Raw genomic sequence first — 24,135 nt, 5'->3', positions numbered from 1 at the left:
TTACTTGACCGCAACCTGCGAGATGTCCAGGACGCCGGTCCAGTCGCTGATGACGACGTTCCTGATGTCCTTGCCGACCAGCCGCTTGTAGACCGGGTGGAACAGCGGCACGGTCAGCGCCTGCTCGCCGATCTTCTTGTCCAGTGCCCCCCAGCGCTTGGCGGCAGCGTCAAGATCGGTCAACTTGTTGATCGCGTCAATCTCGGCATTGACCGACTTGTCGTCGAGCAGGCCCGAGTTGAAGTTGGCGCCGTCCTTGACGATCTGCCGGCCGTCGAAGATCGGGGCCAGGAAGGGACCGCCGGAGGGCCAGTCGGCACCCCAGTGGGCGAGGAAGAAGCCGGGCTCGGTCTTCACACCGTGGATCTTGTCCCGGTAGTTGTTGTCCTCCAGCCCCTGCAGCTTGACCGTGATGCCGGCCTTCTTGAGCGCGTCCTGGAGCGCGGTCGCGATCTCGGGGCTCGTCTCGAAGTCCTGCGCGTTGGAGTGGGTCAGCGTGACGGTCAGCCCGTTCGGGTAACCGGCCTCCTTCAGCAGTTCCTTGGCCTTGGCCGCGTTGCCGGTGGCGCCCGCAGGGAAGAGGTCGTAGGGCTCGTAGCCGAAGGACTTCTGGTTCGGCAGGAAGGTCGTGGCGGCCTCGGCCAGCGCGGAGCCGCCCGCCGCGTTCACCACGGAGGACCGGTCGACGGCGTACGAGATCGCCTGCCGCACCTTGATGTCGTTGAACGGCTTGACCGTCGGGTTGAACGCTATGTAGTTCGTGTAGCCGAAGTGGCCCGTGCCGACGCGGGCCGCGAGCTCCTTGTCGCCGGCGACCTTGGCGAGTTCGGCCGGGCCGAGGTTGGTGTCGGTGGTGACCGCGGTCGAGTCCGCGCCCTGGGACGCCGACAGCCGCTGGTTGATCACCGAGGAGTCGAGTCCGGACTTGACGTCGATCCTGTCCGGGTAGGCCTTGCGCTCGGCGTCCGTCGCGGCGGACCAGTACGTGTTGCGCTCCAGGAGGAGCGTCTGGCCGTCGTTCTCGTTCTTGACGACCTTGTAGGGACCGGACGAGACCGGGTGCTCCTCGTACTTCGTACCGGTGTCCTTGGCCTTCGGCACGGGCGTGAACTGCGTCTGCGTGGCGAGGTACGGGAACTCGCCCTCGGGCTTGTTCAGGTGGAAGACGATGGTCCGGGCGTCCGGCGTCTCGATCGCCGAGAGGCCCTTCTTGTCCTTGTACGGCCCCTGATAGCCGGCCGCGCCGACCAGCCAGTCCCGCAGGTAGGGGGCGCCACCGGACAGCTCGGGCGCGAAGGACCGCTCGATGCCGTACTTGATGTCGGCCGAGGTGATCGCGGTGCCGTCCTCGTACTTGAGGCCCTTCTTCAGGGTGTACGTCCACACGGTCGCGTCCTTGTTGGGGCGTCCGGTGTCGGTGGCGAGGTCCGGGACGACCTTGGCGCCGGCCGCGCCGCTCTCGCGGTTGCGGGTGGTGAGCGTGCGGAAGACGAGGGACGGCACGTTGCCGCCGCCGGAGGTGTACAGGCGGGCCGGGTCGAAGTCCGACTGGGCCTCGGCGTTCAGGACCGTGAGGGTCCCGCCCTTGTGGGGCGTGGAGTCGCCACCGGAGCTCTTGGCATCGTTGTCCTCAGGGCCGCAGGCAGCGGCGCCCGCTGCCAGAACCAGGCTTACGGACACCGCGGCCACGCGGCGCTTCGTGAGGGACGGTTGACGCATCGGAGACGACCTCTCGGAATGATGAGTCTCGAATTGCGAGACGGATTGACGAAGAGTGAGACGAACGTGGACGGACGTCTGCCCCGGCGTCAGGTCGTCGAAAAGCCGTGACCCAGGTCACGGGAGGAAATACGGAATTCGCGACGCGCGCCTGAGGGGCGGGCGTCAGCGACAGAGAATGTCGGCCACGCAGAGCGGGGTCACGCCGATGAGCGCCAGCTGAATGGCGGCGCTGTTCTCGACGGCATGACTAGACCACATGCCCAGCAATATGTACGACCGAATCAACCCATGTCAATGTGACGCCTGCTCAATCCGTCAACTCCCGGGGTACGGCCAGGGGTTGGCCCGGCAGTGGATCCCGTCATGGTCGAGGAACTTGGTCTGCTGCTGCATCACCGGGGCGAGCTCGCCGTTCTTGTCGCAGGTGACATGGGAGTAGCCCAGACGGTGACCGACTTCATGGTTGATCAACATTTGACGGTAAGCATGGATCCGATCACCGTATGTGGTTGATCCCTGCGCCCATCGATACGCATTGATCATCACTCGTTCGGTGGCGGCCGAGTCGCAGGAGACGTTGTCCTCGGTGGTGTCGAGGCCGGACTTGGCGCACCAGTCGGCCGTGGTGCCGGGGCTCGCGAGCGTGATGACGAAGTCGGGCTTGCCGGAGTAGATGCGCTCGAAGGTCCGGGCGCCGTCGTGGGCCCAGCTGCGGTCGTCGTTGAGCGTCTTCTGGACGGCCTCGGCGAAGAGCGCGCCGTCGAGCCCGAGCCCCTGCTCCACGTCGACGCGGTAGGTGTACTTCTGGCCCTTGCCGGGTGCCTTGTCGACGCCCGGGACCGCGTCGAACTTCCCCGAGCCGTCGAGCTTGGGGCTGAGCGGGTACTTCGTGGCCATCTTCTGGTCGTACGTCAGCGTCGCGACGCTGGGCGAGACCGACGGCGTCGGCTGTCCGTCCGTGACCGGGTCCCGGGCGTCCCTCGCCTGGTCGGTCGCCGACCGGGGGCCGACGGCGGTGCCGCGTTCGCCGGTGACCTGTCCGGCCACGACGACGGCGAGCACGGTGACGACGGCGGCGGCCGCGATGCCGGTGAACGCCCGGCCCTTGCCGCCCTTGGCCGCCGGCGGCGCGTCGAGGGGCGGTACGTCATCGGGGCCAGCGCCGGTTTCGGTGCCGGTGCCGGTGCCGCCGAAGGTGTCGTCCGGCCAGTCGGTGACGGAGCCGTGGGGATCGGTGCCGTACGGGTCGGAGGGGTGCGCGGCGACGGGCATCCCGGCGCCTCGGGGCCCCTGCGCCGTACGCAGCCCCTGAGGGCCGCGGGGGCCCCGAGGGCCCTGAGGACCCCGCGGGGCACCGGCGTCGAAGAGATCGGCGTCGTCGGAGAACGCGTCGAGATACTCCTGCCGGGGCCCCGACCGCGACCCCGCCGACTGCTGCCGCTGCCGCGGAAAAGCGCCCCTGGGCCCGGCGGCAGCCTGCCCGCCCGGACCACGGCCACCCAACTCCCCCCAGCCGCCCCCGGATTCCCGCTGCTCGGGATGCCCACCACGCGCCCTGGGGACGCCGTGAGCGGGGGTGCCGTCAGGCAGCCGGGGAAAGCCCCGAGCGGGAGTGCCGTCCGGAAGACGAGGGAACCCGTGCGCAGGCGTGCCGTCCGGCAGCCGCGGAAATCCATGCGCCGGCGTACCGTCCGCCGGCCGAGGCAGTCCCCGCGCGGGAGTGCCGTCCGGAAGACGAGGGAACCCATGCGCAGGCGTACCGTCGGGAAGCCGCGGAAATCCATGCGCCGGCGTGCCGTCCGCCGGCCGAGGCAGACCCCGAGCGGGGCCGCCCTCCGGGAGCCGGGGAAAGCCGTGCGCGGGAGTGCCTTCGGGGAGCCTCGGGCCGCCCTGTGCCGGGACCCGGTATCCGGCCCCTCCGGCTGCCCCTGTCCCTCCGCGTCCGCCCGCCGCAGGCACCCCCTGCGACGACGACGGCTGCGACGGCGACTGTGCCTGCGCCGGGAAAGCCTGGGTCAGGTTCCGTCCCCGACCGGTCACCTCCGCGCCCACACCCGCGGAACCCGTGGCGCCGGCACCCCCCGGCTGCCCGGAACCGCCCTTACCTGCACTGCCTTTGTCGGACCCCTTCTTGGGAGCGGGCCCGCGTCGACTGTGGCGTCCCACGCCCCGCCTCAGCTCCCCACGGTCGTGGCATCGGCGCCGTCACCGGAGGCCGCCCCGGCATCGCCCCCGCGACCCGAGCCCCTCCGGCCCGAGCTCCCCTCACCCGACCCCGTCGGACCCGAGTTCCCCTCACCCGAGCCCCCCGGACCAGAGCTCCCCTCAGCGCGCCCCACGGAACCGGAAGCCTCCGCAGAGGCCTCCTCCTTGTCCGCGACGAAGTCGCGGAACGCGCCCGCCACCGTCTCCGGGTACTCCATCATCGCCACGTGCCCCGACTCCGGCAGCGTCAGCAGCCGGGAGTCGCGGAAGGCGCGGGCCGCCTTCTGGGCCATACGGAAGCCGACAAGCTGGTCCTTGCCGCCGTAGACGAGCAGGGTCGGGGCGAGGACGCGCTCGGCCTGGCGCCACAGCGCGTGCTGGCCGCCCAGCGTGTACGCGTTGACGATCCCGCGCGCGGAGCGTGTCATCGCGTCCCAGAAGTACGGCAGCTGCAGCCGCCGTTCCATCTCCTCCACGGCATGCTGGAAGCCCTCGGGAGTGACCCGGCCGGGGTCGCCGTAGCAGAGGGCCATGACGCCGCGGACGCGCTGCTCGGCCGTCCAGTCCCTGCTGTACCGGGTGAACAGCCGGGCCACGCCGGGCAGCGCCAGCAGTCCCGTGGGCACGGCCGAGCGCTGGACGCGGATCTCCGGGAGGGCCGGCGAGACCAGGGTGAGGGTGCGGACCAGGTCCGGCCGCACCGCGGCGACGCGCGTGGACACCGCGCCGCCGAGGGAGTTCCCGAAGAGGTGGACGGGTCCGCGGCCGGAGGCGTCGAGAAAACGGATCACCGCGCGTGCGTGCGCGGTGACCGAGTAGTTGCCGTCGTCCGGTGGCGGGGAGTCCCCGAAGCCGGGCAGGTCTACGGCCTCGCCGTCGACATCGCCCTCCAACTGCTCCATCAGCACCGACCAGTTCTGCGAGGAACCGCCGAGGCCGTGGACGTACAACGCGGGCGGCAGCCCCTCGCGCGCGGGTGGCCGGGAACGCACCGTCAGGGTGATCCCCTGGAGCCCCACCGACCGGAGCCGCTCGCCCTCACCGACCCTGACGGGTGACACCTTCGGAAGCACGTTGGCGGGCGGCACGAAGGGCACCTCGGTCGAAGACATGCGGCAATGTTACGAGACGATCACGCAGTGGTTCACGTGTTCGCTGTCACAGACACGCGTGCGACGCGCCACATGAGGCACAAGGGCACGCCGCACAAGGCTCAAGAGTGGGGCACACCGGGGCACATACATCGCACACACACCGCACGCACACCGCATGGCGTCCAGATCGTGTGTCTCCTAGGCTCGTAGGCAGGGCACCCGCATGTGGCCCCCTGTGCGCATCAGGGACGTTCTAGGAAGGGAGCCCCCGCCATGGCCTACGACCCCACCGACCCCGAGGCCTTCGAGGGAGAGTTCGAGGAGGAGACCGACGTCGTCGAGCTCGACGTCGAGGCCCCGGAGGTCGACGCGGCCGAGCAGCACACCGACATCGCGCCGAACCGCGACGACCCGCTGACCGGTGTGGACCCCGACCGGGCCAGCGAGGCCGACCTCATCGAGCAGGCCAGGGTCGTCTCGATCGACGAGGACGACTATCGGTGACGTCGACACGACACCGGTCCGCCGGCGAAGGGCCCACGACAAAGCACTCATCAGGGCATTCCTGAGCAGGAAGCGGGCGGGCACTGCCCGTGAGATCCCTGTTTGAAACCTTTGCGCGGCTTTCGTCACCGTCCGGTCCGTGAAATTCTGCGTTCGCACCGCGCACAGCACGGTTACCGAAAAGTACGATGGCGGCGCGGCGCACACCGCATGTGGACGACATTGGGAGGCGGCGTGACAGCCATCGAGCAGACAGAGGCGGCACGCCCGCGAGGGACGCGCCTGCCGCGCCGTGCCCGACGGAACCAGCTGCTGGGCGCCGCGCAGGAAGTCTTCGTGGCACAGGGCTACCACGCGGCCGCGATGGACGACATCGCCGAGCGGGCCGGCGTCAGCAAGCCGGTGCTCTACCAGCACTTCCCGGGCAAGCTCGACCTCTACCTGGCCCTGCTGGACCAGCACTGCGAGTCCCTCATCCAGGCCGTACGCAGCGCGCTGGCGTCGACGACCGACAACAAGCAGCGCGTCCGGGCGACCATGGACGCCTATTTCGCGTACGTCGAGGACGACGGCGGCGCCTTCCGGCTGGTCTTCGAGTCGGACCTGACCAACGAGCCCGCGGTCCGCGAGCGCGTCGACAAGGTCACCAACGAGTGCGCGGAAGCCATCCGCGACGTGATCGCCGAGGACACCGGCCTGTCTCCCGCCGAGGCGATGCTGCTGGCCTCCGGTCTCGGCGGCCTCGCCCAGGTCGTGGCGCGCTCCTGGCTGCACAGCGACCGCAGCGTGCCGCGCGACCAGGCGGTCCAGCTGCTGACCTCCCTGGCGTGGCGGGGCATCGCCGGCTTCCCGCTGCACGGCACCGACCACCACTGAGGACGCCGCCACCGGGCACCGCCGGGAACACCATCCGACCCGCACGCACGCGTGCGGGTCGTTTGTTCCCGTCCGGTGTTCGCTGTTGGCGTTCTCGCGCGGAGCGTGTACGTCCCCTCACCGGGCTAATGTGTGCTGGGTACGGCGCGGAAGGTCGCGCACTTCACTGACCGTCGGAGGGACATAGCCGTGGAGGTCAAGATCGGCGTGCAGCACGCGCCCCGCGAGATCGTTCTGGAGAGCGGTCAGAGCGCCGAGGATGTCGAGCGGGCGGTGGCGGAGGCGCTGGCCGGCAAGTCTCAGCTGCTGAGCCTGGTGGACGAGCACGGCCGCAAGGTCCTCGTCCCGGCCGACCGTCTCGCGTACGTCGAGCTCGGTGAGCCGGCTCCGCGCAAGGTGGGCTTCGGCGCGCTGTAGGCAGACGGACGAAGCAGACGCGGAGGGGCCCGGCGACTCGAAGTCGCCGGGCCCCTCCGCGCGTCGTACGCGGAATTCTCCCTCCGCATATGGAGCACAAGTCGCGCCCGGAGGAGGATTGCATTCCGCAGGTCACGGGTATGACGGGCTACGACCGTGACGCGCAGTGTGGCCGTGTGGGAGGGACCCCATGATGTTGTTCGAAGCGCTCGGCTCCGCTCTGCTCGGTCTGGTGCTGGCGGGGGTGGCGGTCCACCGCCTCTCGCACCGCCTGCCCGCCCGCTCCCTGGTCCTCGCGACGGGCCCCGCGGGAGCCCTCTTCGGCGCCTTCGTCACCCACACCGCCCTGGACCCGGGCAATGTCCTGCTGATCCTCCTGGGCGCGGCGGTCGTCTCCGTGGCGTCGCTGTCGCTCCTGCTGCGCCCGTCGGGAAGACTCCGTCGCTCGGCGACGGCGTAGCGGACATTCCGGGGGCGCGGGGCCGTGCCGACGCGCGGTTCCGCCGTGGGGCCGCGACCGGGCACCACCGATCACGGCCGCCCGACAAGCACGGCCCCCCGAGCCCGTAGGCGCTACGCGGCCAGCCCCAGCGCGGCCATCCGCTTGGTGTGCGCCTCGGTGATCCGGGAGAACATCCGGCCCACCTCCGCGAGATCGAACCCGTCGGCGACCCCGCCCACGAGCATCGTCGACAGGGCGTCCCGGTCCGCGACCACGCGCTGCGACTGCGACAGCGCCTCGCCCATCAACCGCCGTGCCCACAGGGCGAGTCGGCCGCCGACCCGGGGCTCCGCGTCGATCGCCGCCCGCACCTTCTCGACGGCGAAACCGGCGTGCCCGGTGTCGTCGAGCACGGCCAGCACCAGCTCGCGCGTGTCCGTGTCGAGGCGCGCCGCGACCTCGCGGTAGAAGTCGCTGGCGATCGAGTCGCCGACGTACGCCTTGACGAGCCCTTCCAGCCAGTCCGAGGGCGCCGTCTGCCGGTGGAAACCGTCCAGCGCGGCGACGAACGGCTCCATGGCGAGGGTCGGCTCCTCGCCGATCTCGGTCAGCCGGTCGCGCAGCTTCTCGTAGTGGTGGAACTCGGCCGACGCCATCTTCGCGAGCTCCGCCTTGTCCGCCAGGGTCGGCGCCAGCTTGGCGTCCTCCGCGAGCCGCTCGAAGGCCGCGAGCTCGCCGTACGCCAGCGCGCCGAGGAGATCGACGACCGCGGCCCGGTACTGCGGTTCCGCGGCGGCCTGGGCCCAGTCCTGGGCGGCCACTCCGGTGCGTTCGGCGGGTGCGTCAGAGGTGTTGTCAGGCGTCGTCATGAAGCGCACAATAGTCCGCCCGCCGCGCCTCGGAAGTCCCTGGTCAATCAGTGTGACGACGACTACGTGACCAAATCGGCCATCACATGTGCGCGATTCCGGGGTATGGTGGTAATGCGCCTGCTGGTACGACGGCACTTCACTAGTGCGCCATACCTCGACAGGCCGCACGTATGAGGATGCCCGGTCGGTGGCCCGATCGGCTCCGACCCGACAGCCCTCCTCGCCCGTACGGCACTGTGCGTACGGAGTTCGGAGGGGGACCCTCAGCGGTACGAGCGCTAGAGCGTCGGCAGTGGTCCCGTGCCATTACGGCTTCGCCCGTAAGGCAGCCGACGTCCCCAGCACGGTCATGACGACCCCCGCGCTCGCCTCGCACCGCGCACACAGAAGAGGCAGCACCCTGACTACGACTTTCCGCGATCTCGGGATTCTCACCGAGACGGCCGAGGCCCTCGAAGCCGTCGGCATCATCAACCCCTTCCCCATCCAGGAGATGACGCTTCCGGTCGCCCTCTCGGGCACCGACGTCATCGGCCAGGCCAAGACCGGCACCGGCAAGACGCTGGGCTTCGGCCTCCCGCTCCTCGAGCGCGTCACCGTCCCCGCCGACGTCGAGGCCGGCCGCGCCAAGCCCGAGGACCTCACCGACGCCCCGCAGGCGCTCGTCGTCGTCCCCACGCGTGAGCTGTGCACGCAGGTCACCAACGACCTGCTGACCGCGGGCAAGGTGCGCAACGTACGCGTTCTCGCCATCTACGGCGGCCGCGCCTACGAGCCCCAGGTCGAGGCCCTCAAGAAGGGCGTCGACGTCGTCGTCGGCACCCCGGGCCGGCTCCTGGACCTCGCGGGCCAGAAGAAGCTGAACCTGGGCCACATCAAGGCGCTTGTCCTCGACGAGGCCGACGAGATGCTCGACCTGGGCTTCCTGCCCGACGTCGAGAAGATCATCAACCTGCTGCCGGCCCGCCGCCAGACCATGCTGTTCTCGGCGACCATGCCGGGCGCGGTCATCGGTCTCGCGCGCCGCTACATGTCGCAGCCCACCCATATCCGCGCCACCGCGCCGGACGACGAGGGCAAGACGGTCGCGAACACCGCGCAGTTCGTCTACCGCGCGCACAACATGGACAAGCCCGAGATGGTCGCGCGGATACTGCAGTCCGACGGCCGGGGCCTGGCCATGGTCTTCTGCCGTACGAAGCGCACCGCGGCCGACCTCGCCGACCAGCTCAAGCAGCGCGGCTTCGCGGCCGGCGCGGTCCACGGGGACCTCGGCCAGGGCGCCCGCGAGCAGGCGCTGCGCGCCTTCCGCAACGGCAAGGTGGACGTCCTCGTCTGCACCGACGTCGCCGCCCGCGGCATCGACGTCGAGGGCGTCACGCACGTCATCAACTACCAGTCGCCCGAAGAGGAGAAGACGTACCTGCACCGCATCGGCCGTACCGGCCGCGCGGGCGCCAAGGGCATCGCGATCACCCTCGTCGACTGGGACGACATCCCGCGCTGGCAGCTCATCAACAAGGCGCTGGAGCTCAACTTCAACGACCCGCCGGAGACGTACTCCACCTCCCCGCACTTCTACGAGGAGCTGAACATCCCCGCGGGCACCAAGGGCATCCTGCCGCGGGCCGAGCGCACCCGCGCGGGGCTCGACGCGGAGGAGCTCGAGGACCTGGGCGAGCCGGGCGGACGCGGTGCACGTGGCCGCGGCGACCGGGACCGCGGTCGCGGCCGGGGCGGCCGGGACGAGTCCCGCTCCGCCGACCGCGAGCGTTCGGAGCGCACCCCGCGCCGTCGCCGCCGTACCCGCAGCGGGACCCCGCTGGACGCTACGGCCACCGCCGAGACGGTCGCCCCGTCGGAGACCGGCGCGACCACCCCGGCGGAGGACGTGACCGCGACCCGTACCCCGCGCCGCCGTCGCCGCACCCGCGGTGGAGCAGCCGACTCCGCGCCGGTCACGGCGTCCACGGCAGCGGTGGCGGTCGAGCCGGCCGGGTCCGAGGCCGAGGCCGCGGTGACCACGGCGGAGGGTCCGTCCCTCGACACCGAGGCCCCGGCCAAGCCGCGCCGCCGCCGGACCCGCAGGTCCGCGGAAGCGCCGGCCGTGGAGACGCAGGCCGCGGTCGCGGAGACGCAGGCCGCGGTCGCGGAGACGCAGGCCCCGGTCGTCGAGACCGCGCCGGTCACGGAGGTCGCCGCGGAGGCGCCGACCGCCAAGCCGCGCCGTACCCGCAAGACCGCTGCCGCCGCTCCGGCCACCGAGGCCGCCGAGGCTGCCGTGGACACGGCCGAGGCCGTGGAGGCCAAGCCGCGCCGCCGTACCCGCAAGGCCGCCGAGCCCGCCGTAGCCGCGGTGGAGACGGTGGAGACCTCGCAGGTCGCGGACGTCACGGAGGTCGCGGAGACCAAGCCGCGGCGGACCCGCAAGACGGCCGCGACGAAGGCCGCCGAAGCCGCGGTGGAGACCGCCGAGGCCACGGAGGCCAAGCCGCGCCGCACCCGCAAGACGGCCGCGACCAAGGCCGCCGAAGCCGCGGTGGACACCGCCGAGGCCACGGAGGCCAAGCCGCGCCGCACCCGCAAGACGGCTGCCACCAAGGCCGCCGAGGCTGCCGAGGTTGCCGTGGACACGGTCGAGGCCGTGGAGGCCAAGCCGCGCCGCCGTAGCCGCAAGGCCGTCGAGCCGGCCGAGACGGTGACCGCCGAGATCCCGGTCCAGACGGTCCAGGAGCCGGAGGTGGCCGAGGTCGCCAAGCCGCGCCGGACGCGCAAGACGGCCGCGACCAAGGCCGCCGAGGCAGCGGTGGACACCGCGGAAGGCACGGCCACCAAGCCGCGCCGCACCCGCAAGACCACGGCTGCCGCCCCGGCGGAGACCGCCGCGGACGAGACCGCCGAGGCCAAGCCCCGTCGGCGCACCACCCGCAAGGCCGCCGAGCCCGCGGTGACCGCCGACATCCCGGCTCAGGCCGACCAGGAGCCGAAGGCGGCCGCACCGCGCCGCCGTACCCGCAAGACGGCCGCCGCGGAACCCGCGGACAGCTGATCCCACACCGAACGGCCCGGCCTACCTCACGGGGGCCGGGCCGTCGGCGTCCCACCTCCCCCCCTCCCCCCCGACTCCGGAACCACGCAGCCGCCCCCACCGCACCCACCCAGGGGCGCGGGGAACTGCGCGACCGGCCCCCCACAGGCCCGCACCCAGCGCCCGCACCCGCAGCCACACCCCCGCCCGCCCCCGGCAGCCACCCCTCCCCCCACCCCGCCAGATACCCTCACCCCGTGAGCACCCGAGCCGTCTTCGCCCCGCCCCCCGGCGCCCGCACCTACCCCCTGCACACGGCCCGCGGCGACTTCGCGGTCGTGGACTCCGACGTGCCCGCCGGTGTCGCCGAGAAGGGCACCGTCCTGTTCGTGCCGGGGTTCACCGGGAGCAAAGAGGACTTCACGCTGCTGCACGAGCCGTTGACGGCACGCGGGTACCGGGTCGTGGCGGTGGACGGCCGGGGACAGTTCGAGTCGGACGGGCCGGAGTCCGACGAATCCGCTTACGCGCAGGACGAGTTGGCGCGGGACGTGCTCGCCCAGGCCGCCGCCGTGGGGACGCCCCTGCACCTGGTCGGGCACTCCATGGGCGGCCAGGTCTCCCGCGCGGCCGTCCTCCTCGACCACTCCCCCTTCCTGTCCTTCACCCTCGTCTCCTCGGGCCCGGCGCAGATCTCCGACTCCCAGCAGCAGCGCGTGAAGCTGCTGCGGGACGCGCTCGGTGTGATGACGATGGCCGAGGTGTGGGACGCGATCCTGGCCATGGGCCCGCCGGAGGAGGTCGGCGGCCCCGCGAAGGGCATCGGGGACGTCGTGCAGCTCCGCCGCCGCTGGCTCGGCAACAAGCCCGCGCAACTCCTCGCGGCGGGCCGCCAGTTGTGCACCGAGCCGGACCGGGTCGCGGAACTGGCCGCCGTTCCGCTGCCGTTCCACGTCCTGTCCGGCTCCCAGGACGACGCCTGGCCCGTCCCGCTGCTGGACGACATGGCCGTACGGCTCCGGGCCCGCCGCACGGTGATCCCGGGCGCCGACCACTCCCCCAACGCCGACGAGCCGCTCCCCACGGCCCGCGCCCTGGCCGACTTCTGGGACAGCACAGAACACGGCGGCACCGGCCGATAAGGGATCAGTACTGCCCCTGCAGGTGCTCCCAGAACCCGTCCCGCAGGGCCCGCCGCAGGTCGGACTGCCCGCGCAGGGAGTACTGGAGCAGTCCCTCCGCCTCCACCAGCAGGTCCTGGTCCACCGAGCCCGGCAGATACGGATGGCCGGGCAGGAGCTCCTGGAGCGCATCCCTCCCCCGCTCTCCCAGCCACTTGGCCGCGATCTGCGCGCCGACGAAACGGACGGCCTCGCGGGTGGGCCGGGCGGCGGTCGCCTCGTAGGCGGCCGGGGTGCGCCGGGAGACGTACGGCTTGAAGAAGTCGAGGTCGAGGGTGCGCTGGCTGTCGACCTCCCAGAGCAGCGGCTCCGCCTGGTTGCGGCCTTCCGGTGCCTCGATGCCCCACAGGTGGACGCGGGCGCCGTAGCCCTGGGCGGCCTCGACCGCCGAGACCAGGTCCTCGTCGCCGCCCAGGAGCGCCGCGTCGCTGATGGCGCGGTGGCGGGCCAGGGACTCCAGGTCGGTGCGGATCAGCGAGTCGACGCCCTTCTGCTGGTTGTTGGCGTTGAGGTTGCCCAACCGGACCTTCACGTCCGGGAGTTCGGCGATGGACTGCTGTTCCGCGGTGTGGATACGGCGTCGGGCGCCGTCGTACCAGTAGACGCGCAGCAGTCTGCTGTCCGCGAAGATGGTGCGGGCCCGGTCGATGAGGGCCTCGATCAGCCCCTCGGCGTCGAGGTCGAAGGCGCGGCGGTCCTCGGTGCCGGCGACGAGTCGTCCCGCGGCCGCGTAGAGGTATCCCGCGTCGACGAAGATCGCATGCGTCGAGGGGGTCTTCGCCACCTCGGCGAGCATGCGCTGGAGCAGCTCGTTCGTGCGGTCGATGCGGGCGCTCAGGGGCGCGAGGTCGTCGTTCATCGCCTCCATTGTCCCGGCGGTCACGCTGCGAACACAACCGGTCCCAAGGAGTCTCCGAAGACTCACTTACCGGTCAGTAGTTAGTCGTTCGAAAAATTTCTTTAGCGTAGGGAATGTTTGTAACACGCACCCCGTTGACTACCTACGTACGCAGCAATTCTCCGCAGGAGGATGACCAGACGAAGGGAGAAGCCTGTGCGCTTCGAAATCATGCGACTCGACGACGTCGACGGTACGCCCGTGGACAGCACCGTCGTGGACGCCGCCTCCGTCAACCGGATCGTTCAGCAGGCCGCCGCCATAGGGCAGCGGCTGTGGATCCGTCCGGCCGACACCACGGCCTCGTAACGGACACGGATCACCTTCACACGCTTCAGGGCCCCGGTCACCGACCGGGGCCCTTTCAGCTTGCCCGGATCACCTGGGTCACGCCGTTGATGATCTGCTGCACGGCGATCGCGGAGAGCATCATGCCCGCGAGCCGGGTCACCAGCACCACCCCGCCGTCCTTGATGACCCGGATGATCAGCAGCGAGTACCGCATGACCAGCCACAGCACGACATGGATGGCGAGGATCGCGCACCACACGGACACCTCCGTGGCCACGGTGTCCGCCTTCTGCACGGCGAGGATCACGGAGACGATCGCCCCCGGCCCGGCCAGCAGCGGCATGCCCAGCGGTACGAGCGCCACGTTCACGTCCTTGGTCTGCTTCGGCTCGTCGGTCTTGCCGGTGAGCAGGTCCAGGGCGATCAGCAGGAGCAGCAGTCCGCCCGCGATCATCAGCGCGGGCACGGAGACGTGCAGGTAGTTCAGGATCTGGTGGCCCAGGACACCGAAGACGGCGATGACACCGCCCGCCACGCAGACGGCCTGGAAGGCCATCCGCTTCTGCACCTTGCCGGGCCGGCCGGCGGTCAGGGCGAGGAAGATCGGGGTGATCCCGGGGGGATCCATGATGACGAACAGGGTGAGGAAGAGCGAGCCGAAGACGGCGACGTCGAACATGAGAGGCCTTGCGGGAGAAGAGGGTGGACGAAGGGGCCGGGACCGATCTCAGGCCCCGCCGGTCCCCGGGACGGGAAACGCCCCCGTCGCCCGCCGCGTGATCTCCCCGTACACCTCGGGGTCGGTCGTGTACTCGCCGAGCGCCACCGTCTTGCGGCTGCCGTGGTAGTCGCTGGACCCGGTGGTCAGCAGTCCCAGTTCCTTGGCGAGCCCCCGCAGCCGCTCACGGGTGTCCGTGTCGTGGTCCATGTGGTCGACCTCGATGCCGTCGAGACCGGCGGCGGCCATCTCGGCGATCGCGGGCTCAGGGACGGTGCGGCCGCGCCTGCTCGCGCCCGGGTGGGCGAACACGGTGACTCCACCGGCCGCCTTGACCAGCCGGATCGCCTCGAAGGGGTCGGTCTCGTGCTTCGCCACATGGGCCGGGCCGCCGTCGGCCAGCCAGTCGGCCGTGAAGGCGGCGTCCACGCTCGGCACGACCCCGAGCTCGACGAGTGCGGTGGCGACGTGCGGCCGCCCCACGGACCCGTCCCCGGCGATCCGCGCGACCTGCTCCCAGGTGACCGGCACGCCCAGCTCCTGGAGCCGCGCGACCATGGCCCGCGCCCGCGGTACCCGGTCGTCCCGCACCAGCTCCCGCTCGGCGAGCAGCGCAGGCTCCTCGGGGTCGAAGAGATAGGCCAGCAGGTGCATGGAGACCCCGTCGATCCGGCAGGACAGCTCGGCCCCGGTGACGAGCGTCAGCCCGGCGGGCAGCGCGGCGACGGCCTCGCGGTACCCGCGGGTCGTGTCGTGATCGGTGAGGGCGACGACGTCCAGCCCGGCGGCGCGAGCATTGCGCACCAGCTCAGCGGGGGTGTCGGTGCCGTCGGATGCCGTGGAGTGACAGTGCAGATCGATACGCACGAGGGGGAACTCCAACGGACTGAAACAGGAAAGGACACCCTAGGGTAACCAACCCAGGGGCGCGCGGGTGTGTCGATATGCGGCTCCGCCGCGTGGGCGCGACCAGCCACAACGGGCCCGCACCCGCCTCCGGACCGCACGCCCCCGGCGCTGACGCGCTACGGCTTCAGCAAGCGCGGCGACAGCGCCCCGCAGGGCACCAGCTCCACCTCGGCCCCCGCGTCCCGCAGATCCGTCAGCACCAGCTCGTCGTACATGAGCAGGCCGGACTGCTCGGGCCAGACGACGGCCCACAGCCACATGCCGAGCGCCTCCCCGGCGAAGACCGCCCGGTCGTCGGGCACACCGGCGACATGCCACAGGGGCGTCGGCCGACCGGCGGCCAGCACCTTCGCCTGCGGTGGTTTCTCGACGCTCATGTACGGCCCCGGGTCCGGCCCGTCGATCCCCGCGTAGCGCGCCCCGAGCCCGACGCCGAGCTCCTCGGCCACGAGAATCAGCTCGCCGACACCCCCGAGCGGGCCCGGTCCCGTGCACGCCACGGCCGTCGCACGGCCTCCGCTGCGGTCGTCGCCCGCGCAGGCCACGCCCGTGAACAGCCAGCCCACCGGCAGCGGCCACGGCATCCACACCGGTACCTGTGTGCGATGCACCACGACACCGAGGGCCTCGACGCTGGGCGGGATCACGGGCTGCAGCGGATGCACGGTCCCGTGCACATCGCACTGCCAGGAATCGGCGAAGAGTCCGGGAGCCCTGACCCGGCCACCACACTTCGGGCAACTGGGTTCGCCCCTCATAGGGCCCCACGGTCCTACCCTCGCTCCGCCACGTCAAGGACGATCACCCGTCCGGACCGAAGCGAATCGTCCCGGCACCACCCACCGACTTAGATGTAGCTTGCATTTATTAGCTGCCCTAACTTAGTATGTGTATATACCAACTAACAGCTGAGCTTCGCCGAGAGTGGAGGAAAGACCATGGACCCCTTCGATGCGGGAGCCGGCGGCATCCTGCGCCAGCCGAAGGCCGTGTGGGCGACGGCGGGTGCGTCCGTCGTCGCCTTCATGGGCATCGGACTCGTGGACCCGATCCTGCCGTCGATCGCCAAGGGCCTGGACGCCACGGCGAGCCAGGTCTCCCTCCTGTTCACCTCGTACTTCCTGATCACCGCGATCGCGATGCTGGTCACCGGCTTCGTCTCCAGCCGCATCGGCGGCAAGAGGACCCTGCTGCTCGGCCTCGCCCTCGTCGTGGTCTTCGCCGGACTCGCCGGCACCTCGGGCTCGGTCGGCGAACTGGTCGGCTTCCGGGCCGGCTGGGGCCTCGGCAACGCCCTGTTCGTCTCGACGGCCCTCGCCGTCATCGTGGGCGCGGCGGCCGGCGGCAGCGCGGCGGCGATCCTGCTGTACGAGTCCGCCCTCGGCCTCGGCATGGCGTGCGGCCCGCTGCTCGGCGCCCTGCTCGGTGACGCCAGCTGGCGCTACCCGTTCTTCGGTACGGCCTTCCTGATGGCCGTCGGCTTCCTCTGCATCACGGCGTTCCTGAAGGAGCAGCCGAAGCCGGCCCGCAAGACGTCCCTGCTGGACCCGCTCAGGGCGCTCGGCCACGGCGGTCTCGCCTCGGCCGCGGTCTCGTCGTTCTTCTACAACTACACGTTCTTCACCGTGCTGGCCTTCACCCCGTTCGTGCTGGACATGACCCCGTACAAGTCGGGTGCAGTGTTCTTCGCCTGGGGTGTGCTGCTCGCCGTGTTCTCGGTGTTCGCCGCGCCGCGCCTCCAGGAGCGGTTCGGCTCGCTGAAGGTGCTCGGCGGCTCGCTGGTGCTGCTCGCGCTCGACGTGCTCGTTCTCGGCTACGGCAACCACACCGCGGCCATCGTCTGCACGATCCTGTCCGGCGCCTTCATCGGCGTGAACAACACGGTCTACACGGAGCTGGCGCTCGGCGTGTCGGACGCCCCGCGGCCCGTGGCGAGCGCCGGCTACAACTTCGTGCGCTGGTTCGCGGCCGCGGCGGCGCCCTTCTTCGCGCCGAAGATCGAGGAGTGGACCGACGTCCACGTCCCGTTCGTGGTCGCGGCGGTGACCGCGGTGCTGGGCGCGCTCGTGGTCGTCGTACGGCGGAAGGCGCTCACGCACGACGCCGAGGAGCTGGAGCCGAAGCACGCCGTCGAGGACAGTGTCGCGGTGTTCGCCAACTGACGCTTTCCGGCCACCGGTTGGTGAGATCAGTCACTCCAGCGGGACGGATTTCCGGGACGGATCCCGGAGATCCGTCCCGTTCGTCAGCCAGCGCTCCTGGAGGGCCTGGGCGCCGTGGACGCGCTTCCAGGCCGCTTCGTTCGGGGTCATCGGGAGCAAGGGCAGGAAGTGCACCGGGTCGAGGGGCCCGTCGAGCTCCAGGTCCTCGACCAGGCCGCCCGGCTCGGCGACCAGGACCGAGGTGAACGGGGCGCCGGGCCACAGGGGTTCGCCCACGTCGAGGGAGGCGCCCGGGGCCACGACCACGCCCTCGACCTGCGGGGACGCGGCGAGCACGGCGAGCGGGCGGAGCACCTTGTCGGTCTCGGCGAGCCCTGCCCGTACGGAGATGACCAGCTCGGCGCGGGGGCCCTTGACGGGGTCGGCGAGCATGGCGGTGGGGTCGCTCATCGGCTGCGCGGACATGCCGAGGGTGGCGTAGCGGACGACGTCCCCGTCGGTGAAGCGGAGCACCTCGATGCGGTCCGTACCGAGGAAGGTGACCGCCGCGCGCGCGTCCGGCTCGCCCAGCGCGCCACGCAACCGGGCCTCGACCAGAGGAAGAACATCTGCCATGCGGCGAGCATAGAACTCGTCAGTACCGGGCAAAGCAGCGCCTTGACACTTCGGGCTCCTGCTAGTCTGGCCCGGTCGTAGGGGCAGCACGCAGAAGCGTCGCGATCAAGTCCCGACGCCTTGTGAGACTCCCTTGCGGGAATGGATCGTCCCTTACGAGGGACCGGCCGGAGGAGGTGGGGCTGTCATGGATCGAAGTCGACCTGGTAGTACCACTCGTTCTTCCGGCCGCTGATGCAGCCCTGTGACGTTCGGCAACCGCCGCCTCTCACGTTCGCGTCTTCGTGCGGAAGAGCACTTCGTTCGTTTTGCCTGATCTCTCTGATCACTCTGATCGCCAGCAGTAGCTGAGTCAGTAACGAAGTTCGCCACCGCGATGGTGCGGTGCTCCCCGCTTTGTGGACGTGCCAAACACCCACCGCAGGACGTCCTCATTCCGGGTAGTTCCACCCGTCGCCGGGGCCCTTTGTTGCCCGTCACGAAGGAGCCTGCCATGTCGATGATCCGTGACCTGCGTGCCGCCGTGCGCCCGTCGCGCCCCTCGCTGCGCAAGGACACCGGCGCGTACGACGCGACGCGCGACCCCTCGACGCCCTCCGCCGTCGTCGACTGCGCCGTCTACCGCGACGGCCGGCGCGTGGAGACCGACTGCCAGCTGAGCCCGCACGAGGCGATGCGCCAGGTGCGCCGCGACGGCGGATTCGTGTGGATCGGTCTGCACGAGCCGAGCGAGGCCGAATTCTCCGGTATCGCAAGCGAGTTCGGGCTGCACCCGCTCGCCGTCGAGGACGCCGTCCAGGCCCACCAGCGGCCCAAGCTGGAGCGCTACGACGACTCCCTGTTCACCGTGTTCAAGACGATCCACTACGTCGAGCACGACGAGCTCACCGCCAACAGCGAGATCGTCGAGACCGGCGAGGTCATGTGCTTCACCGGCCGGGACTTCTTCATCACCGTCCGGCACGGCGGCCAGGGCTCCCTCCGCGCACTGCGCCACCGCCTCCAGGACGACCCCGAGCTGCTCGCCAAGGGCCCCTCGGCGGTGCTGCACTCCATCGCGGACCATGTCGTCGACGGCTATGTCGCGGTCGCCGACGCGGTCCAGGACGACATCGACGAGGTCGAGACCGAGGTGTTCACCCCGGGACGCGGCGGCAAGGTCTCGCGCGGTGTCGACTCGGCGCGGATCTACCAGCTCAAGCGCGAGGTGCTGGAGTTCAAGCGCGCGGTCGCCCCGCTGCTGCGGCCGATGCAGCTGCTCAGCGAGCGGCCGATGCGGCTGGTGGACCCCGACATCCAGAAGTACTTCCGCGATGTCGCCGACCACCTCGCCCGCGTCCAGGAGCAGGTCCTCGGCTTCGACGAGCTCCTCAACTCGATCCTCCAGGCCAACCTCGCGCAGGCCTCGGTCGCCCAGAACGAGGACATGCGGAAGATCACGTCCTGGGCCGCGATCATCGCCGTACCGACGATGGTGTGCGGGGTCTACGGCATGAACTTCGACTACATGCCCGAGACCCACTGGAAGCTGGGCTACCCCGTGATCATGGCGATCACCGGTGTCATCTGCCTGGGCATCCACCGCACCCTCAAGCGCAACGGCTGGCTCTAGAGTGGGCGCCATGACCAGCGAGCTGCTCGACCGCGCCCTTGTGGAAGAGGCCACCAAGAAGTCCGGCCTGGTCTGGGTCAAGGGTCCCGGAGTTCCGGCCCGTGCGCTGTGGCACGTGTGGCACGAGGGTGCCGCGTGCCTGGTCGGCGACGGGCCCGGGGAGCAGCCGCTGCCGGGGCTGGCCGACGGAGGCACCGCCGAGGTGACCGTCCGCAGCAAGGACAAGGGGGGCCGGCTGGTCTCCTGGACGGCACGGGTGGTGGAGCCGGCGCCCGGGTCCGAGGCCTGGGAGGCGGCGGTCGGCGAGCTCAAGGGGAAGCGGCTGAACGCCCCCGACGGCGAGGCCATGACGGACCGTTGGGCGCGTGAGTGCCGGGTGCTGCGCCTGGAGCCGACGGGAACGACCGTGCCGTTGCCCGACGGTGACCTGGCGTCGGCACCGCTGCCCACACCGGCGACCACGCGGGAACCGATCCCGGCCGGGCTGCCCCGGCTGCTCCTGAGGCGCCGCAAACGCGGATAGCTTCGCTGGCCGCGCGGCTAGGACGACGGCAACTGCTTGCCGTAGTCCACCGTCTCGTCCTTCTCCGGCTCGGTCAGGGTGAAGCTCTTGCCCCAGGCCGAGAAGGTCAGCGTGCCCGCGCCGCCCGCCCGGGCCAGCCGCAGGGGATAGGGCTGCCCCTCCAGGGAGACGTCCAGCGTGCCTCCGTCGCCCTCGTCACCGGTGATCCGGATCGTGCGGGTACCCGCCTGTTCGTGATGGCCCGCGGTGCCCAGCGTGCCGTGCAGGGTCAGAAGCCCGTCGAGGAGAACGTCCTTGTCCGTGAAACCACTGAACTTCTTGTACGCCGGGTCGCCCGCGGGCACCTTGACGTACTTGCCGTCGAGCTTGTCGGCGGCCGCGTCCGTGTCCTCGCCCTTGCCGTCGGCCTGGGTCCAGAAGCCCGCGCCGGCCTTGAGATACAGCTCCTCGCCGATCCGCAGCAGCTGGAAGGTCGTTCCCTCGGCGGTGACCGACCCGGAGCCGCCGTCGGCGCTCAGGCGCATGTCGAGCTTGTACGTACGGCCACTGGTGACCACGTTCCCCGACAGCCGCAGCGCCTCCGCGGACCCGGCCGCCGCCCGCGTCCTGGCCTGGATCTGCTCGGCGGACAGCTTGCCGACCCCGTTGGTGCCCGCGTCCGGGTCCTCGCTGCACCCCGTGAGCGCCGTCCCCGTCACGACCAGGGCGCACACCGCGCCCACCAGTACGGCCCTGCGGGTACGGCCCGGGCGAATCGCGGTCACAGGTGGGGCTGCCTTTCCGACGACGGTCCTTGAGCGTGGTACGGCAGCGTACCGGGGCCCGGGCCCCCGGACGGAGCCGGACCGTCCGGACCGCTCACCAGGGCGGATCCGATCGGTACGGGCTAGCCTTAAGCCCTCCCGAGCGGGCAATCCGGACAACGAACGACGAACGAAACACCTCGTACGCGGACGGGTCAGCGGCCTCGTACACCACCCCGTACACAAAGGAAGCACAGCCATGGCAGCGGGAGCCCCCCGGATCTTCGTCTCGCATCTCGCGGGCGTCGCCGTCTTCGATCCCAACGGCGACCAGGTGGGCCGCGTACGCGATCTGGTCGTCGTGCTGCGCGTCGGGCGCAGGCCGCCCCGGGTGCTCGGCCTGGTCGTCGAACTGTCCACGCGGCGCCGCATCTTCCTGCCCATGACCCGGGTGACGAGCATCGAGTCGGGCCAGGTCATCACCACCGGCGTGCTCAACGTCCGGCGCTTCGAGCAACGCCCCACCGAGCGCCTGGTCTTCGGCGAACTGCTGGACCGGCGGGTCACGCTCGTGGAACACGGCGAGCAGGTCACCGTGCTCGACATCTCGGTGCAGCAGCTGCCGGCCCGCCGCGACTGGGAGATCGACCGGGTCTTCGTGCGCAAGGGCGGCAAGGGCGGGGCGTTCCGGCGCAAGGGCGAGACGCTGACCGTCGAGTGGTCCGCCGTCACCGGCTTCACGCTGGAGGAGCAGGGACAGGGTGCGGAGAGCCTGCTGGCCACCTTCGAGCAGCTGCGCGCGGCCGACCTCGCCAACGTCCTGCATCACCTCTCCGCCAAGCGGCGCGCGGAGGTGGCGGCCGCCCTCGACGACGACCGCCTGGCCGACGTACTGGAAGAGCTCCCCGAGGACGACCAGATCGAGATCCTCGGCAAGCTGAAGGAGGAGCGGGCCGCCGACGTCCTGGAGGCCATGGACCCGGACGACGCGGCCGACCTGCTCTCCGAGCTCCCCCCGGAGGAGCAGGAGCGGCTGCTGAGCCTGATGCAGCCCGGCGACGCGGCCGACATGCGGCGCCTGATGGCCTACGAGGAGCACACGGCCGGCGGTCTGATGACGACGGAACCGATCGTCCTACGGCCGGACGCGACCGTCGCCGACGCGCTCGCCCGCGTCCGCAACCCCGACCTGTCCCCCGCGCTCGCCGCCCAGGTGTACGTGTGCCGGGCGCCCGACGAGACCCCGACCGGCAAGTACCTCGGCACGGTCCACTTCCAGCGGCTCCTGCGGGACCCCCCGTACACCCTGGTCAGCTCGCTCGTCGACGACGACCTCCAGGCGCTCGACCCGGACGCGACCCTGCCGGTCATCGCGGGGTTCTTCGCGACGTACGACATGGTCGCGGCGCCCGTGGTCGACGACTCGGGTTCGCTGCTCGGCGCGGTGACCGTGGACGACGTACTCGACCACATGCTGCCCGAGGACTGGCGGGAGACGGAGTTCGACGCGGAGGGGGCGGCGCACCATGACGCCTGAGCGCGAGAGCTCGAACCGCGAGCGCGGAGGGCCGGCCGGAGCCACGGCGACGACCCGCACCCGCGCCCGCCTCGACCAGCCGCGCCCGCCGCGGCGCAGGCTGCTGCCCGAATGGGACCCGGAGGCCTTCGGACGCCTGTCGGAGCGGATCGCCCGCTTCCTCGGCACCGGCCGGTTCATCGTCTGGATGACGGTCGTCATCATCGCGTGGGTGCTGTGGAACATCTTCGCGCCCGGCGACCTGCGCTTCGACAACTACCCGTTCATCTTCCTCACCCTGATGCTGTCCCTCCAGGCCTCCTACGCCGCCCCGCTGATCCTGCTCGCGCAGAACCGGCAGGACGACCGGGACCGGGTCAACCTGGAGCAGGACCGCAAGCAGAACGAGCGGTCGATCGCGGACACGGAGTACCTGACCCGCGAGATCGCCGCGCTCAGGATTGGCCTCGGGGAGGTGGCGACCCGTGACTGGATCCGCTCCGAGCTCCAGGACCTGATGAAGGAGCTGGAGGCGAGGCAGCACGACGGGCAGGTCGTATTCCCGGCAGAACGGCCGCACGGGCGTGACGTAGACGACCATTGACGGGGGTGCGGGGGGTGCCCGTGGCCGCCGTACCATCGTCTGTATGGCTAGCGAAGACGCGGTGCGCGAGGCACTGGCGACGGTGAACGACCCCGAGATCAACCGGCCCATCACGGAACTCGGGATGGTCAAGTCGGTCGAGATCGGGGCGGACGGGGCGGTCGCGGTCACCGTGTACCTGACGGTCTCCGGCTGTCCGATGCGCGAGACGATCACGCAGCGCGTGACGGACGCGGTCGCGGCGGTCGGCGGCGTCACGCGCGTCGACGTCACGCTGGACGTGATGAGCGACGAGCAGCGCAAGGAGCTGGCGACGGCCCTGCGGGGCGGCCAGACGGAGCGCGAGGTCCCCTTCGCGAAGCCGGGCTCGCTCACGCGCGTGTACGCGGTCGCCTCCGGCAAGGGCGGCGTCGGCAAGTCCTCCGTCACCGTGAACCTGGCGGCGGCGATGGCGGCCGACGGTCTGAAGGTCGGGGTCGTCGACGCGGACATCTACGGCCACTCGGTGCCGCGGATGCTGGGCGCGGACGGCAGCCCGACCCAGGTCGAGAACATGATCATGCCGCCGTCGGCGAACGGCGTGAAGGTCATCTCGATCGGCATGTTCACCCCGGGCAACGCGCCGGTGGTGTGGCGGGGGCCCATGCTCCACCGTGCCCTCCAGCAGTTCCTGGCGGACGTGTACTGGGGCGACCTGGACGTCCTTCTGCTGGACCTGCCCCCGGGCACGGGCGACATCGCGATCTCGGTGGCCCAGCTGGTCCCGAACGCGGAGATCCTGGTCGTGACGACCCCGCAGCAGGCGGCGGCGGAGGTCGCGGAACGGGCCGGCTCCATCGCGGTCCAGACCCACCAGAAGATCGTCGGCGTGGTCGAGAACATGTCCGGCCTGCCCTGCCCGCACTGCGGCGAGATGGTCGACGTCTTCGGCACGGGCGGCGGCCAGACGGTCGCGGACGGCCTGACACGCACCATCGGGGCCACGGTCCCGGTCCTCGGCTCCATCCCCATCGACGTCCGCCTCCGCGAGGGCGGCGACGAGGGCAAGCCGGTCGTGCTCTCCGACCCGGACTCCCCGGCGGGGGCCGCGCTGCGGGGGATCGCGGGGAAGCTGGGGGGGCGTCAGCGGGGGCTTTCGGGGCTTTCGCTGGGGATCACGCCGAGGAACAAGTTCTGAGACGTACGTGACTGAAGGCATTCCAT

24 protein-coding genes are annotated in these 24,135 nt (G+C 71.0%); 13 read left to right on the top strand and 11 right to left on the bottom strand.

The features are described from left to right. The 4 genes from AC2XR2_RS29380 to AC2XR2_RS29365 all read right to left on the bottom strand — a co-directional run bounded on the left by AC2XR2_RS29380 (position 1) and on the right by AC2XR2_RS29365 (position 5,039). Positions 1 to 1,719, bottom strand: coding sequence for an ABC transporter substrate-binding protein (locus AC2XR2_RS29380; protein ID WP_381306727.1), 1,719 nt, complete (start codon positions 1,717 to 1,719; stop codon positions 1 to 3). 165 nt (positions 1,720 to 1,884) lie between these two features. Continuing rightward, positions 1,885 to 1,980 (bottom strand): Ms4533A family Cys-rich leader peptide, encoded by a 96-nt coding sequence (locus tag AC2XR2_RS29375; RefSeq protein WP_330264584.1) that lies wholly within the window; start codon positions 1,978 to 1,980, stop codon positions 1,885 to 1,887. Between the two features lie 57 nt (positions 1,981 to 2,037). Continuing rightward, positions 2,038 to 3,888 carry a DUF3152 domain-containing protein gene (locus AC2XR2_RS29370; RefSeq protein ID WP_491516719.1) on the bottom strand — a complete coding sequence of 617 codons (1,851 nt, stop codon included), beginning with the start codon at positions 3,886 to 3,888 and terminating at the stop codon, positions 2,038 to 2,040. An 8-nt stretch (positions 3,889 to 3,896) separates the two neighbouring features. After that, entirely contained in the window at positions 3,897 to 5,039 is a 1,143-nt protein-coding gene (locus AC2XR2_RS29365) for an alpha/beta fold hydrolase (RefSeq protein ID WP_491516718.1), read from the bottom strand. A gap of 255 nt (positions 5,040 to 5,294) precedes the next feature. Here AC2XR2_RS29365 and AC2XR2_RS29360 point away from each other — a divergent pair, with 255 nt between their 5' ends. From AC2XR2_RS29360 to AC2XR2_RS29345, 4 genes are all read left to right on the top strand, one after another. After that, a complete protein-coding gene (locus AC2XR2_RS29360) occupies positions 5,295 to 5,525 on the top strand; it encodes an Rv3202a family protein (protein ID WP_381306732.1) in 231 nt (76 codons plus the stop codon). A 234-nt stretch (positions 5,526 to 5,759) separates the two neighbouring features. Then, on the top strand, positions 5,760 to 6,401 hold the full coding sequence (locus AC2XR2_RS29355) for a TetR/AcrR family transcriptional regulator (protein WP_028809475.1): 642 nt from the start codon (positions 5,760 to 5,762) through the stop codon (positions 6,399 to 6,401). Between the two features lie 189 nt (positions 6,402 to 6,590). Next, complete coding sequence (locus tag AC2XR2_RS29350; protein WP_123762915.1) at positions 6,591 to 6,818, top strand: DUF3107 domain-containing protein; 228 nt, start codon at positions 6,591 to 6,593, stop codon at positions 6,816 to 6,818. A gap of 193 nt (positions 6,819 to 7,011) precedes the next feature. Beyond that, positions 7,012 to 7,278 carry a hypothetical protein gene (locus AC2XR2_RS29345; protein WP_330269613.1) on the top strand — a complete coding sequence of 89 codons (267 nt, stop codon included), beginning with the start codon at positions 7,012 to 7,014 and terminating at the stop codon, positions 7,276 to 7,278. A gap of 113 nt (positions 7,279 to 7,391) precedes the next feature. Here the strand turns inward: AC2XR2_RS29345 and AC2XR2_RS29340 are convergent, their stop codons facing one another. Then, entirely contained in the window at positions 7,392 to 8,129 is a 738-nt protein-coding gene (locus AC2XR2_RS29340; RefSeq protein ID WP_381309145.1) for a ferritin-like fold-containing protein, read from the bottom strand. A gap of 496 nt (positions 8,130 to 8,625) precedes the next feature. On the opposite strand from AC2XR2_RS29340, the gene AC2XR2_RS29335 reads away from it, so the two are divergent. Further along, on the top strand, positions 8,626 to 11,181 hold the full coding sequence (locus AC2XR2_RS29335; RefSeq protein WP_491518524.1) for a DEAD/DEAH box helicase: 2,556 nt from the start codon (positions 8,626 to 8,628) through the stop codon (positions 11,179 to 11,181). Between the two features lie 236 nt (positions 11,182 to 11,417). Then, positions 11,418 to 12,302 carry an alpha/beta fold hydrolase gene (locus tag AC2XR2_RS29330; protein WP_491516717.1) on the top strand — a complete coding sequence of 295 codons (885 nt, stop codon included), beginning with the start codon at positions 11,418 to 11,420 and terminating at the stop codon, positions 12,300 to 12,302. A 4-nt stretch (positions 12,303 to 12,306) separates the two neighbouring features. On the opposite strand, the gene AC2XR2_RS29325 is transcribed toward AC2XR2_RS29330, so the two are convergent. After that, entirely contained in the window at positions 12,307 to 13,200 is an 894-nt protein-coding gene (locus tag AC2XR2_RS29325) for an NYN domain-containing protein (RefSeq protein ID WP_381307816.1), read from the bottom strand. Positions 13,201 to 13,395: 195 nt separating this feature from the next. On the opposite strand from AC2XR2_RS29325, the gene AC2XR2_RS29320 reads away from it, so the two are divergent. After that, complete coding sequence (locus AC2XR2_RS29320) at positions 13,396 to 13,548, top strand: DUF8834 family protein (protein ID WP_020136747.1); 153 nt, start codon at positions 13,396 to 13,398, stop codon at positions 13,546 to 13,548. A gap of 55 nt (positions 13,549 to 13,603) precedes the next feature. Here the strand turns inward: AC2XR2_RS29320 and AC2XR2_RS29315 are convergent, their stop codons facing one another. The 3 genes from AC2XR2_RS29315 to AC2XR2_RS29305 all read right to left on the bottom strand — a co-directional run bounded on the left by AC2XR2_RS29315 (position 13,604) and on the right by AC2XR2_RS29305 (position 15,915). Next, positions 13,604 to 14,209: a MarC family protein gene (locus AC2XR2_RS29315; RefSeq protein ID WP_330264590.1), complete on the bottom strand. Its 606-nt coding sequence runs from the start codon at positions 14,207 to 14,209 to the stop codon at positions 13,604 to 13,606. 48 nt (positions 14,210 to 14,257) lie between these two features. Beyond that, positions 14,258 to 15,115 (bottom strand): PHP domain-containing protein, encoded by an 858-nt coding sequence (locus tag AC2XR2_RS29310; protein WP_491516716.1) that lies wholly within the window; start codon positions 15,113 to 15,115, stop codon positions 14,258 to 14,260. Positions 15,116 to 15,273: 158 nt separating this feature from the next. Further along, on the bottom strand, positions 15,274 to 15,915 hold the full coding sequence (locus AC2XR2_RS29305; protein WP_330264592.1) for a DUF6758 family protein: 642 nt from the start codon (positions 15,913 to 15,915) through the stop codon (positions 15,274 to 15,276). A gap of 180 nt (positions 15,916 to 16,095) precedes the next feature. On the opposite strand from AC2XR2_RS29305, the gene AC2XR2_RS29300 reads away from it, so the two are divergent. Beyond that, positions 16,096 to 17,319, top strand: a complete 1,224-nt coding sequence (locus tag AC2XR2_RS29300) for an MFS transporter (RefSeq protein WP_449349748.1) — start codon at positions 16,096 to 16,098, stop codon at positions 17,317 to 17,319. 30 nt (positions 17,320 to 17,349) lie between these two features. Here AC2XR2_RS29300 and AC2XR2_RS29295 read toward each other — a convergent pair whose 3' ends face one another. Beyond that, positions 17,350 to 17,934: a suppressor of fused domain protein gene (locus AC2XR2_RS29295; protein ID WP_491516715.1), complete on the bottom strand. Its 585-nt coding sequence runs from the start codon at positions 17,932 to 17,934 to the stop codon at positions 17,350 to 17,352. Positions 17,935 to 18,427: 493 nt separating this feature from the next. Here AC2XR2_RS29295 and AC2XR2_RS29290 point away from each other — a divergent pair, with 493 nt between their 5' ends. Then, on the top strand, positions 18,428 to 19,546 hold the full coding sequence (locus AC2XR2_RS29290; protein ID WP_330264595.1) for a magnesium and cobalt transport protein CorA: 1,119 nt from the start codon (positions 18,428 to 18,430) through the stop codon (positions 19,544 to 19,546). A 10-nt stretch (positions 19,547 to 19,556) separates the two neighbouring features. Continuing rightward, positions 19,557 to 20,069 carry a hypothetical protein gene (locus AC2XR2_RS29285; protein WP_330264596.1) on the top strand — a complete coding sequence of 171 codons (513 nt, stop codon included), beginning with the start codon at positions 19,557 to 19,559 and terminating at the stop codon, positions 20,067 to 20,069. 17 nt (positions 20,070 to 20,086) lie between these two features. Here AC2XR2_RS29285 and AC2XR2_RS29280 read toward each other — a convergent pair whose 3' ends face one another. After that, positions 20,087 to 20,833 carry a hypothetical protein gene (locus AC2XR2_RS29280; RefSeq protein ID WP_381307804.1) on the bottom strand — a complete coding sequence of 249 codons (747 nt, stop codon included), beginning with the start codon at positions 20,831 to 20,833 and terminating at the stop codon, positions 20,087 to 20,089. Positions 20,834 to 21,071: 238 nt separating this feature from the next. On the opposite strand from AC2XR2_RS29280, the gene AC2XR2_RS29275 reads away from it, so the two are divergent. The 3 genes from AC2XR2_RS29275 to AC2XR2_RS29265 are packed head-to-tail and all read left to right on the top strand — an operon-like array spanning position 21,072 to position 24,109. Beyond that, positions 21,072 to 22,349: a magnesium transporter MgtE N-terminal domain-containing protein gene (locus AC2XR2_RS29275; protein WP_381307801.1), complete on the top strand. Its 1,278-nt coding sequence runs from the start codon at positions 21,072 to 21,074 to the stop codon at positions 22,347 to 22,349. After that, on the top strand, positions 22,339 to 22,932 hold the full coding sequence (locus AC2XR2_RS29270; RefSeq protein ID WP_491516714.1) for a DUF1003 domain-containing protein: 594 nt from the start codon (positions 22,339 to 22,341) through the stop codon (positions 22,930 to 22,932). Before AC2XR2_RS29275 ends, AC2XR2_RS29270 begins: the two co-directional genes overlap by 11 nt. Positions 22,933 to 22,975: 43 nt before the next feature. Next, entirely contained in the window at positions 22,976 to 24,109 is a 1,134-nt protein-coding gene (locus tag AC2XR2_RS29265) for an Mrp/NBP35 family ATP-binding protein (protein ID WP_491516713.1), read from the top strand. The last annotated feature ends 26 nt before the right edge of the window (positions 24,110 to 24,135 follow it).

The sequence above is a fragment of the Streptomyces sp. LS-MS-L19 genome (assembly GCF_058382285.1).
This window is presented reverse-complemented; position numbering and strand designations above follow the sequence as displayed.

Coding starts and splice junctions, on each gene's coding strand:
- AC2XR2_RS29295 (WP_491516715.1), bottom strand. CDS start 17,934: ATGGCAGATGTTCTTCCTCTGGTCGAGGCCCGGTTGCGTGGCGCGCTG.
- AC2XR2_RS29340 (WP_381309145.1), bottom strand. CDS start 8,129: ATGACGACGCCTGACAACACCTCTGACGCACCCGCCGAACGCACCGGA.
- AC2XR2_RS29315 (WP_330264590.1), bottom strand. CDS start 14,209: ATGTTCGACGTCGCCGTCTTCGGCTCGCTCTTCCTCACCCTGTTCGTC.
- AC2XR2_RS29325 (WP_381307816.1), bottom strand. CDS start 13,200: ATGAACGACGACCTCGCGCCCCTGAGCGCCCGCATCGACCGCACGAAC.
- AC2XR2_RS29360 (WP_381306732.1), top strand. CDS start 5,295: ATGGCCTACGACCCCACCGACCCCGAGGCCTTCGAGGGAGAGTTCGAG.
- AC2XR2_RS29265 (WP_491516713.1), top strand. CDS start 22,976: ATGGCTAGCGAAGACGCGGTGCGCGAGGCACTGGCGACGGTGAACGAC.
- AC2XR2_RS29305 (WP_330264592.1), bottom strand. CDS start 15,915: ATGAGGGGCGAACCCAGTTGCCCGAAGTGTGGTGGCCGGGTCAGGGCT.
- AC2XR2_RS29275 (WP_381307801.1), top strand. CDS start 21,072: ATGGCAGCGGGAGCCCCCCGGATCTTCGTCTCGCATCTCGCGGGCGTC.
- AC2XR2_RS29380 (WP_381306727.1), bottom strand. CDS start 1,719: ATGCGTCAACCGTCCCTCACGAAGCGCCGCGTGGCCGCGGTGTCCGTA.
- AC2XR2_RS29335 (WP_491518524.1), top strand. CDS start 8,626: ATGACGCTTCCGGTCGCCCTCTCGGGCACCGACGTCATCGGCCAGGCC.
- AC2XR2_RS29365 (WP_491516718.1), bottom strand. CDS start 5,039: ATGTCTTCGACCGAGGTGCCCTTCGTGCCGCCCGCCAACGTGCTTCCG.
- AC2XR2_RS29375 (WP_330264584.1), bottom strand. CDS start 1,980: ATGTGGTCTAGTCATGCCGTCGAGAACAGCGCCGCCATTCAGCTGGCG.
- AC2XR2_RS29270 (WP_491516714.1), top strand. CDS start 22,339: ATGACGCCTGAGCGCGAGAGCTCGAACCGCGAGCGCGGAGGGCCGGCC.
- AC2XR2_RS29285 (WP_330264596.1), top strand. CDS start 19,557: ATGACCAGCGAGCTGCTCGACCGCGCCCTTGTGGAAGAGGCCACCAAG.
- AC2XR2_RS29290 (WP_330264595.1), top strand. CDS start 18,428: ATGTCGATGATCCGTGACCTGCGTGCCGCCGTGCGCCCGTCGCGCCCC.
- AC2XR2_RS29300 (WP_449349748.1), top strand. CDS start 16,096: ATGGACCCCTTCGATGCGGGAGCCGGCGGCATCCTGCGCCAGCCGAAG.
- AC2XR2_RS29345 (WP_330269613.1), top strand. CDS start 7,012: ATGTTGTTCGAAGCGCTCGGCTCCGCTCTGCTCGGTCTGGTGCTGGCG.